Raw genomic sequence first — 2441 nt, 5'->3', positions numbered from 1 at the left:
TGGGGAAGATGGTCACCACCGCCACGAAGGTCGCCGCAAGATTGATGGTGCCGGCCGCCTCACCGACCGCGATCAACTTCGGCACCAGCGGGCCCGGCTCCCTGCCGGCAAGCTTCAACCCGAACAGTTCGACGATCTGTCCTGAAAAGATGATGACGGCGATGCCGGCGGTGAAGCCGACCGTCACCGGATAGGGAATGAACTTGATGTAGGTGCCGAGGCGGAGATAGCCCATGGCGAGCAGGAAGACCCCTGCCATCATCGTTGCCAACAGCAGTCCATCGATGCCGACCCGGGCAACCGTCGCGGCCACCAGCACGATGAAGGCGCCGGCCGGACCACCGATCTGGAAGCGGCTGCCGCCGAGCGCCGAAATGATGAAGCCGCCGACGATCGAGGTGTAGAGGCCGCGCTCGGGCGTCACGCCCGAGGCGATGGCGATCGCCATCGACAAGGGCAGCGCGACGATGGCGACCGTCAGCCCGGCAATGGCGTCCGCCTTGAAGTCGGCGAACGTGTAGCCCTCGCGCCAGACCGTCACCAGCTTCGGCGTGAACAATTCGGAAAATGTCGGTTTTACCGGCCTATGGGCCGACCTGTGGGCCGGTTGATGCACTGCCCGCTGCGTCTGATCCATGGACTGCCTTTCGCACCCTGAAAGGCGGCGGGATCGTCGGCAGGGCTGTCGGCGGTCGCCGTCGCGACTTTATGCCGGCTCAGCCTTGGGATCCCGCGGCACGGCAGCCTTGAGGCGCACGCCCCGGCCGCCGCGCTCGCTGGTCTGGTTCTCGCCGATCAGCTCCACCCCGGCCTCGTCGAGAGCCTGGATGACCTTCATCAGCGTGTCGACCACGCCCCTGACCACGCCATCGCTCGCCTCCATGCGCTGGATGGTTGGAAGCGAAACGCCGGCGCGCTCGGCGAGCGTCTTCTGATCGATGCCGGCCAGCGCCCTTGCGGCGCGCATCTGCGCGGCAGTGATCATCGGCCGGAATCCCCGTCTGAGTCTGCAGGAATAAGGTATAATACTATCATTGTGATGTTTCAAGCATTAGGATGAACGTCTGAGGCGTAAAGGGGCGGCTGACCGATCATTCAGATACTTCCCGGGATTGTGCCTAGGGTGTCCATCTAGGCAGGGGGTAACGCGGTTGAATTCTTCAAGACCTTCATGACCTGGGCGGCCTTGCTGTCGGTGGGCTGCGGGCACGGGCTGATCGACCGGCTGATCTAGTCTCCAGTCTCGCTGTCGCCGTTCAGGCGCTGCCCGCGCCATCGCTGCCACGCCCGGGCAGCGAGCCAGCACAGCATCGCCCAGACGAAGCCGGCGCACCAGCCGGCAAGCACATCCGATGGCCAGTGGACGCCAAGATAGATGCGGCTGATGCCGACCAGCAGCGTCGTCAGCACCGCCAGCGACAGCACATAGATCTTCGTCGTTCGACCGGGCAGGAAGCGTGCCGCCAGCGCGCCGAGCGTCAGATAGGTCACGGCCGACAGCATGGCGTGGCCGCTCGGAAAAGACAGCGTCGTTTCGTTGACGAGATGCGAGACGAGTTCGGGGCGCGGCCGGTCGATGCCGGCTTTCAGCAGGCTCGACAGCACCTGACCGCCGGCCACCGCCACGAAGATGAAAAGGGCGGTCGCCGGCCTGCGGATAAGCAGGAGATAGACGATTACCGCCGTCACGATCAGCACCAACACGCTGCCGCTGCCAAGACTTGTGATGTCGCGCATCGCCCCTTGCAGCCACAGCGGGCCGATCGGGCTGTCAGGGCGCCCCGCCTGGCGGAAGGCGAGCAGGATCTCGGTGTCGAAGGCGTGCGGCGTGGTGGCGCGCGCAATCTCCATCAGCTCCTCGAATCCCCACAGGCCGGCGGCGATGACCAGGCCGGCCAGCAGCACCGGGAATTCGACCCGGTTGAGCAAAGCGTTCGCGGCGTTCTTCATCGGCAATTCGCCCGTTACAGCCGACCTTGCAGATAGGGTCCGAGCGTGATCAGCGCCACCGCTGCGATCGCCAGCATGATGCCGGTCGCCTGCAGCGCATTGACGCGCTCGCCGAAGAAGACCAGCGCCACGACGTTCACGGAGACCAGCTGGATGACGGCGGAAAGGCTGAACGACACCGACATGCCGAATTCGCGGATCAGCCGCAGCATGATCAGATTGCCCAGCGAATAGAGCGCCAGCGTCAGCGCTATCTTGCCAAGGCTCGGCGCAAGGCCCCATTGCTTGGCGGCTGTCGCCGCCAGCAGGAAAATGACCGTCGAAAAGCCGAGCTGCAGCAATCCCGAAAAACTCAACGTTTCGTCCCCTCTCGGAGCGGCTCCCGCCGCGTGCGTCGCGGACGTTGTTTCCCAAGCGCGCCGGGACGTCAAGCGACCTCGACCAAACGAAGCCCTTGGCAATGGCAAGCCGGAAGCTCAAAGTACTAACAT

The 2441-nt window shown here is 64.5% G+C and carries 4 protein-coding genes; all 4 read right to left on the bottom strand.

Annotated elements, in window-relative coordinates; all coding sequences use genetic code 11:
- Positions 1-637 (bottom strand): SulP family inorganic anion transporter (locus EN906_RS30965; protein ID WP_245484365.1); only part of this gene is annotated, 637 nt, incomplete at its 3' end.
- A 69-nt stretch (positions 638-706) separates the two neighbouring features.
- Positions 707-985, bottom strand: a complete 279-nt coding sequence (locus EN906_RS30960) for a helix-turn-helix transcriptional regulator (protein WP_127267184.1) — start codon at positions 983-985, stop codon at positions 707-709.
- Positions 986-1230: 245 nt separating this feature from the next.
- Positions 1231-1950: a phosphatase PAP2 family protein gene (locus EN906_RS30955; protein ID WP_127267185.1), complete on the bottom strand. Its 720-nt coding sequence runs from the start codon at positions 1948-1950 to the stop codon at positions 1231-1233.
- 14 nt (positions 1951-1964) lie between these two features.
- Positions 1965-2306 carry a hypothetical protein gene (locus EN906_RS30950; protein ID WP_013528672.1) on the bottom strand — a complete coding sequence of 114 codons (342 nt, stop codon included), beginning with the start codon at positions 2304-2306 and terminating at the stop codon, positions 1965-1967.
- Positions 2307-2441: the final 135 nt, after the last annotated feature.

This window comes from Mesorhizobium sp. M7A.F.Ca.CA.004.06.1.1, assembly GCF_003999135.1.
In the GTDB taxonomy this organism is placed as follows: Bacteria; Pseudomonadota; Alphaproteobacteria; order Rhizobiales; family Rhizobiaceae; genus Mesorhizobium.
This window is presented reverse-complemented; position numbering and strand designations above follow the sequence as displayed.